The organism is Shimia sagamensis, assembly GCF_900182745.1.
Lineage (GTDB): Bacteria > Pseudomonadota > Alphaproteobacteria > Rhodobacterales > Rhodobacteraceae > Shimia > Shimia sagamensis.
Map to the genome: position 1 here is coordinate 197,720 of NZ_FXTY01000008.1, position 7,040 is coordinate 204,759.

General features: G+C 53.5%; 7 protein-coding genes and 1 tRNA gene. 3 read left to right on the forward strand and 5 right to left on the reverse strand.

The window, feature by feature from the left end; all coding sequences use genetic code 11:
- Positions 1-3 precede the first annotated feature (3 nt).
- The 4 genes from QOL67_RS18670 to QOL67_RS18685 form a co-directional block, all read right to left on the reverse strand.
- Positions 4-780, reverse strand: coding sequence for a glycosyltransferase family 25 protein (locus QOL67_RS18670; RefSeq protein ID WP_283427502.1), 777 nt, complete (start codon positions 778-780; stop codon positions 4-6).
- Positions 777-1,805 carry an N-acetylneuraminate synthase family protein gene (locus tag QOL67_RS18675; RefSeq protein ID WP_283427503.1) on the reverse strand — a complete coding sequence of 343 codons (1,029 nt, stop codon included), beginning with the start codon at positions 1,803-1,805 and terminating at the stop codon, positions 777-779. The genes QOL67_RS18670 and QOL67_RS18675 overlap by 4 nt, the downstream gene beginning before the upstream one ends.
- Before the next feature lie 95 nt (positions 1,806-1,900).
- Positions 1,901-2,599, reverse strand: coding sequence for a GGDEF domain-containing protein (locus QOL67_RS18680; RefSeq protein WP_283427504.1), 699 nt, complete (start codon positions 2,597-2,599; stop codon positions 1,901-1,903).
- A gap of 61 nt (positions 2,600-2,660) precedes the next feature.
- Entirely contained in the window at positions 2,661-3,983 is a 1,323-nt protein-coding gene (locus QOL67_RS18685) for an ATP-binding protein (RefSeq protein ID WP_283427505.1), read from the reverse strand.
- Between the two features lie 40 nt (positions 3,984-4,023).
- On the opposite strand from QOL67_RS18685, the gene QOL67_RS18690 reads away from it, so the two are divergent.
- The 3 genes from QOL67_RS18690 to QOL67_RS18700 all read left to right on the forward strand — a co-directional run bounded on the left by QOL67_RS18690 (position 4,024) and on the right by QOL67_RS18700 (position 6,542).
- Positions 4,024-4,938: an MBL fold metallo-hydrolase gene (locus tag QOL67_RS18690; protein WP_430458971.1), complete on the forward strand. Its 915-nt coding sequence runs from the start codon at positions 4,024-4,026 to the stop codon at positions 4,936-4,938.
- A gap of 111 nt (positions 4,939-5,049) precedes the next feature.
- Positions 5,050-5,124: transfer RNA gene (locus QOL67_RS18695), tRNA-Asn, on the forward strand.
- Between the two features lie 143 nt (positions 5,125-5,267).
- A complete protein-coding gene (locus tag QOL67_RS18700) occupies positions 5,268-6,542 on the forward strand; it encodes a site-specific integrase (RefSeq protein ID WP_283427506.1) in 1,275 nt (424 codons plus the stop codon).
- Positions 6,543-6,552: 10 nt separating this feature from the next.
- Here the strand turns inward: QOL67_RS18700 and QOL67_RS18705 are convergent, their stop codons facing one another.
- On the reverse strand, positions 6,553-6,747 hold the full coding sequence (locus QOL67_RS18705) for a hypothetical protein (RefSeq protein WP_283427507.1): 195 nt from the start codon (positions 6,745-6,747) through the stop codon (positions 6,553-6,555).
- Positions 6,748-7,040: the final 293 nt, after the last annotated feature.

Here is a 7,040-nt window from a genome sequence, read left to right on the forward strand (position 1 = left end):
GGATTACAGTTTCTTGGATGACCGAAATAACATGCCGTGTGTGAACAGCCACCATAGGCGCCGAAAATAGTTCGCAGCTTTTAATCGATAGTGGGGCAAGCGTTTTGACCAATGCGGTTTTTTCACATCACTGAATTGGGCACCGGTGATGGTAGACACCCCTCCGTCATCAGGATGACTGGCAAAGGGTTCCAATCCAATTTGCCGATATCCGTGTCGGAAAAACCGGTTTAATTCATGATCCATTGCGCGCGTCTGTGGCCAGATGTTGGTGAGCAATTTCTCTGCCAAGTCCCGGGTGAGTATGTAACAGGCATTGCCTGTAAAGGGGCCGATATACGCATTAAATGAATATCCGTTTTTGGTGCCTTGGCTCACGGGCATCTTGGCACGAATGCAATTGAAACGAATGAGGTCCCATTTGGATTGTTCCGACAAGGCCGTTTGGAAAGCTGTTAGAAAGTCGTCGTGAAAAACCACATCATCTTCCAAGATCAACGCAAGGTCTTTGCCTGACGCCAAAAAATCTTCCCAAACACCGACATGGCTGGCATAGACCCCCATTTTACCAGGCAGAAGAGGCTGTCCCATGTTGCGCTCATAGGCAATCTCATCCACGCGTTTTGACAATGTGGCTGCTTGTTCTTTGCCGTTGATCGCCTCAAACAACGTTGGGTCTAGGCCCAATCTAGACAGTTGCGACTGCATATTCTGCCGACGCTCTGTGTCCTTGGCCATGTTGATAAGCCACACACCCAAATTGTCGGGCGTGTTGCTCACGATAAGTCTTCCCATTTCAGTTGTGTATTGCGGGTTACTGCGCGAGTAAGGGTCTTTCCCACCACTTTGTCAAAGTCGTAACCCGGGATTTCACCGGAACCAGGGCGCCGCGCCCAGATGTCTTCCTCTCCAATCACGTGACCGGCAGGCAGGTCTTTGTCAGCCACAACGGAGGCACGGGCAAAGGCATAAACGGATTCTTCGGCCTCGGTGCGTTGTTTGGGGTTGTTGGCCGCAATCCAGATTTCCCGCGAGCGTTCAATGATGTGACGCAGCTCTGAGGGGTCCATCGAGTTGATGATGTCTGGGCCTTGGCGATAGCGTGTGTCGGTGTAGTGGCGCTCCAGAATACACGCACCCAGTGCCACAGATGCCAAGGCCATTTCTGGACCAATGGAGTGGTCGGAGAAGCCCACCACTGCGTTGGGAAAAGCCTCTTTCAGGTCGGTTACACCGCGCAAGGATACGATCTCTGGTGGGGACGGGTAAAGGTTGGTGCATTCAAGAAGCGCATATTCCACGCCGGCCTCCTCTAAAATGGCAACAGACCGGCGCATGGTTTCGATGGTTTGCATGCCGGTGGAGAGGATCACAGGTTTGCCAAAGGCGGCAATGTGTCGGATCAGCGGCAGATTGTCGGCTTCGCCGGAGCCAATTTTGAAGGCCGGAACGTCAGCTTCAGCAAGAAAATCCGCAGCGCGTCGGGAAAACGGCGTGGAGATGAAGATCATTCCTAGCTCTTCGGTGTAGCGCATCAATTCCAGCTCGTCCTCAGCGGAAAGCGCACATCGCTCCATGACCTCCCAAATTGAGACATCCGCATTGGGCGGAAAGATCTCTTTGGCTTCGTCTGTCATCTCGTCGTCAACAAAGTGTGTCTGGTGCTTGACCATCTCGCAGCCAGATAGGGCCGCGAGGCGCACCATTTCTTTGGCGACAGCAAGATCGCCGCCGTGGTTGATGCCAATTTCGGCAATCACTAGGGGAGGGTGGTTGGGGCCAATTTCGCGAGTGCCGATGCGCATGACTCATCCTTTTTGTCGGTCGCCGTTTTGTGCCACGACAGCTATCGATTCCGGAACTGGCTGTAAAGTTGTGCAGGCAGGGAAGTGCTCAGTGATCAGATAGCTGTTTTGACCTGGTTGCAGCCCGCGGTTTTGGCTGCATAAAGCGCGTCATCAGCTTCTTGTATCGCTGCCTGAGAATCGCTGCCTACAAAAATGTGTCCAATCCCAATGCTGATGGTTACCGGGATCTTGCTGACCGATGTACGGATTGGTGTACGGGCCACTGTAGCGCGCATGCGTTCCGCCACTCCTTCGGCGTCTTTTCGGCATGTATTGGGCAGCAGAACAATAAACTCTTCGCAGCCAAACCGCGCAACGAGGTCGTCGCGACGGGTGTTGTTGATCAATCGATGCGCGGTTTCCCGCAGCACGATGTCACCGACAAAATGGCCATGAGTTTCGTTGATAATGCGAAACTGATCAATGTCTATGAGGAGTACGGAGGACGAGGTTTCGCCGTCAATGGACTGTAATTTATTAAAAAAATACTGACGCGTGACGGTGGAGGTCAATGCGTCGTGATCCTTGGCATGTTGCAGCTTTTGCGACAGTCGGTAAAGTTTAAAGATCATACGGCCAGACAAAAGCGCTGCGATTGGCGCCAAGAGCATGGGGGTCGCAAGAACAAGTGTAACATTGCGAGAACTGGTGGACAGATCAAACACACCAAAAGAGATCACGGCACACACAACAATTGCCACCGCGGTCCAACCGACAGCAAAAACGGCAATATGGGCATGGGAACGGATCATTTCAGACTCACAGCAAAAAGGGAGGTCCCTTCAGGCTTATCTGTCTCGCGCTAAAATTCCTTTAAGCGGCGGGAGAATTGGTGCGTCCCAAAACAAGGTCTGCCCGCAAACCGCCAAGTCGGTCACTGTGCCCCAAACGCAGAATGCCACCATGCGCACGCGCAACATCGGCGGCAATTGAGAGACCCAGGCCGACACCCATGCCTTTGTTTTGATTTCGGGCAGGCTCGAGCCGCGCAAATGGTTTTAAGGCTTCTTCTCTCTGCTCCGGAGAAATGCCAGGTCCGTCATCTTCAATCCGAACCCTGACATAACGATCAGTGATTTGAACGGACACTTCCGCATGAGTGGCGTATCGCACAGCATTGCCAACCAGGTTTTCTATGGCCCGCCGGACGGTGACCGGTCGCAGCGCAACTTGGCCGTGCCCGTCAACTTCATGAAGTGTCACGTCGTCACCAGCACGGGCAAAATCCTTGACGATGTTCTGGACAAAATCCACGGCATCCACTTGCTCGGTTTCATCTTCATATGCGCCTCGGGCAAAGCTTAAGAAGGCGTCCAGCATGCGTTGCATTTCCTCGATGTCACGTTCCAAAGGCTCTCGGTCTTCGTCTTCTAGAAGTGACACTCCAAGTTTAAAACGGGTCAATGGCGTGCGCAGATCGTGGCTGACTCCTGAAAGCAAAAGCGTGCGCTGCTCAATTTGCCGCTCGATGCGAGCTCGCATATTCAAAAACGCATTGCCCGCGGCTCGGACCTCCACGGCACCTCCTGGAGAGTAAGGTACGTTTTGTCCGCGACCAAAGGCCTCCGATGCGGCCGCGAGCCGCTTGATGGGGCGCAGTTGATTGCGCAAATACAAGTAGGCAACAAAGGTGAGGAGTGCGCCAAAAAACACCATGTTTACGAACAGTTGATGCGAATTTGCCGCGGAGACGCGCCGGCGATCAAACTGCACAACAAGATTACCCTCCGGACGTTGCAAGTGCAGATACACTTGGCCCTTTTCAGCCAAGCCAACAGCAGTAACGCCGGGCAGGTATTTGCGAAACTCACGTGAGATTATGTAGGCAGAGAGATCATACCACACGCGTGAGTCCTCGGATGGCAGCTGCTCAGTGTAATCAATGTTCATATTAAGGGTGTTCAACACAATAGGGAGAGCCTCTGGCACCTCTTCCTGATTGTCCAGACCTTCCAACACAAGCAACACTTCTCGGGTGACCGCTCGGGTCATTTGCTCAGTCACGCCTTCAAAGTGGCGAGTGATCAGGCCAAACGACACGACCAATTGCAGCAGTACGACGGGCAGCACAAGGATCAGCGCGGCACGGCCGTAGAGGCTACGTGGCATATAGCGTTTGAGCCACTTAAAAAACATGCGTACACCTTGCGATAGACTACTCTCAGAGAGGATGACCATGGACGCGCAGATGATGGCTTTCAACCCCGAACCGGGGGTGGCGGTAGAGCTGGAGCCCAAGGTGCGCAGGATCCTTGCACCAAACCCGTCACCAATGACATTTCGCGGTACCAACACATATTTGATCGGCTCCACGGCGCTTGCCGTGATTGACCCTGGTCCAGACAACGCAAGTCATCTTGAAGCCATTCTTGCCGCGGTGACGCCAAATCAACATATCTCTCACATTTGCGTCACGCATGCACATCTCGATCATTCCCCTTTGGCAGCAGCATTATCTGACCAGACCGGTGCGCCGATCTTTGGTTTTGGCGGCCCATCGGCAGGGCGCAGCGAGGTGATGCAAGCTCTGGCAGACACCGGCCTAGCGGGAGGCGGTGAGGGGGTAGATGCTGGTTTTGACCCGCACAAGCTGGTTGCAGACGGAGACGTGATCTCAGGACCGGATTGGGAGCTGGAAGTGATTCACACACCAGGGCATTTTGGCAATCACATAGCTTTTGCCATGCGCGATATCTGTTTTGTTGGGGACCACGTCATGGGGTGGGCGAGTTCACTGGTCTCGCCGCCGGATGGTGACCTGACAGATTTCATGGCGTCATGTGTTAAGCTGCGCGCAAGGGATTGGCGGGTGTTCCACGCGGGTCATGGCCCAGCCATCGAGTCACCGGCCGCGCGATTAGATTGGTTGATGGCGCACCGCCGTTCCCGGGAGGGCGAGATTCTTTTGGCGCTAAGGGAGGGGCCGGCATCTGCAGAGGTGCTTGCAGCCATGATTTACAAAGAAACACCTGCCGCGCTGCTGCCTGCCGCAGCTCGAAATGTTTTTGCACACCTTGTTGATTTACAAGGCAAAAGCAGGGTTTCTGCTGTTGGGGATTTGTGTGCAGATGCGGTTTTTGAACTTCAATAGAGTTTTTTGCCTGAAATTCAAAAAACTTCAAAAAAGCCTCTGGACGTCCCCGAAAACCATAGTTATACCCCGCCACATCTTCAGAGACACACTCTGACAGATACAAAATGTTCCGGCGTAGCTCAGCGGTAGAGCAGTTGACTGTTAATCAATTGGTCGTAGGTTCGATCCCTACCGCCGGAGCCACTAACCTTAGTGGTTGGCAAGAAAAAAGCCCGCAAAGACATGCACTTAGCAGTCTTTGCGGGCTTTTTCCGTTTTGGGTGCTCGATTTTCTGGGTTACAATTTGGTATACAAATTGGGTTACATTTCTAACCTTTGAGCCAACATGACCATTGTCAGACGTGGAAAGAGCGGCAAGTTCACTTTGTATCGCCGCATCCCCCAACGCTTTGCCCCGCTTGGGTTGGGCAAGTTTTACAAGAAGAGCCTCAAGACCGAGGACCGCGACCTTGCGCAAAAAAAGGCGGATGAGATTTGGCGTCTAAAGGTTGGTGAGTGGGATGCGCGGTTGGCGGGGGAATCGGATCTCGCGGATGATTATCACCGGCGTGTGGTGGTTATCGCTGATCATCTGGGGCACCCATACATGACCGCCGAAGAAGTCAGTCATGAACCCTTGTCGGCTGTTCTGCGCCGCGTGCACGTTATTGATTCCAGCAGCGAGGTGCAGGCCGATGCTTTGCTGGGTGGCAGTTCCGCTCCACCCTTGGCGCTGTCAGGTTTGGCTGACGAATACGAGCTGGTCATGCGACCAGACAATATTCAAAAGAGCGATGATCAGAAACGCAATTGGCGCAACGGGATAGACCGTACAATTGAAGCGTTTAGGGATTTGGTTGGCAATAGGGATGTGATGGAGCTGACAGCCGCGGACGCCTTCTCTTACAAAACGCGGCTGACGGATCGTTTGCAGGCCGGGGAAATCTCCGCCTACACCGTAAACCGCGAAATGTATACGCTGAACGCGGCCTTGAAGCGGACCATCAAAAACCGCTTTGGCAAGGATGTGGATTTGTTCAGTGGTCTTTTAGTCAAAGACAAAAAGGGCAAGCGGCGCAATCGTCAGGTTTCGTTCCCGCCTGATTGGATTTCCGGAAATCTGTTGGATCGATCAAAGTACGGGCGTACCAACAAAGAGGCCATTGATGTGTTCCTATGCATGGTCAATACGCCAGCGCGCCCATCTGAGTTACTGGCGTTGCGCGGGGCCACGATCCATTTGGAGCATAATGTGCCACATATCTCGATTGAACCGGATGGACGGGAAACAAAAACGGTTTCGGCGGAAAGGCTGATACCGCTTGTTGGTCTGAGTCTTGAAATATTCCAGAACTATCCAAACGGATTCCCGCGATACCAGGGCAAGGCCAATACATGGTCGGCGGTTATGAATAAGCAATTGCGGGCGAATGATCTCTTACCGACACCGCAGCACAAGGCCACGTCTTTGCGTCACAGCCTGTCAGACAGGCTTTTGAATGCTGGGTGCACAGAGACCATCAAAGACCAGCTGTTCGGGCACGTGGAAGACGGGACGCCATATGGCGAGGGGATTTGGTTGGGAACCGCCCAGGAGTGGCTACAGAAGGCTGCGCTTTAGGTTTCTAGGTTCAGAGGTACTGGCGCGCCAAATCAAGCGCTTCCTGCTGTGTTTCCAGTTTTGAGATCTCGTCGTTAAGGCGGTGTAGAATCGGCGCAAATTGGGGTCGGTTATGCGTGACCATGATGTAAGAAAGCTTTGCCCGTGCAGCAACCAGCGTCTCAAGAGACGGGTCATTGGGGTTTATGTGGGCAAAGCTGGTCATTTTGGTGAGGTCATTGTGCGTCTAGTTTGGGGTGCTTGCAGTCCTTCACGTCATCTGCGCCGCACGTGCTGCAGGCGTCGTAAACGTATTCGGTGGAGAATTTGCCGCGGCGAGAAGGGGGGCTGTTGTTCTGATCTTCGGGCGCGCGTGGAGCTGTCCCGTGAGTTTATGCTTCGTCAGAAGCCACGCGCGCCCTTGTTGCTGCCGCGGTGACGGAAAGCCATTCAGGTTGCGGCGTGACCGTAGAGGTCGACAGCATGCGTTCCAGGCTATCCAAACGATCGTGCAGCCTT

What these genes read in the sequence shown, in the direction of transcription:
- QOL67_RS18675 (WP_283427503.1), bottom strand. Translation starts at nt 1,805, where the DNA reads ATGCGCATCGGCACTCGCGAAATTGGCCCCAACCACCCTCCCCTAGTG.
- QOL67_RS18680 (WP_283427504.1), bottom strand. Translation starts at nt 2,599, where the DNA reads ATGATCCGTTCCCATGCCCATATTGCCGTTTTTGCTGTCGGTTGGACC.
- QOL67_RS18685 (WP_283427505.1), bottom strand. Translation starts at nt 3,983, where the DNA reads ATGTTTTTTAAGTGGCTCAAACGCTATATGCCACGTAGCCTCTACGGC.
- QOL67_RS18690 (WP_430458971.1), top strand. Translation starts at nt 4,024, where the DNA reads ATGGACGCGCAGATGATGGCTTTCAACCCCGAACCGGGGGTGGCGGTA.
- QOL67_RS18700 (WP_283427506.1), top strand. Translation starts at nt 5,268, where the DNA reads ATGACCATTGTCAGACGTGGAAAGAGCGGCAAGTTCACTTTGTATCGC.
- QOL67_RS18705 (WP_283427507.1), bottom strand. Translation starts at nt 6,747, where the DNA reads ATGACCAGCTTTGCCCACATAAACCCCAATGACCCGTCTCTTGAGACG.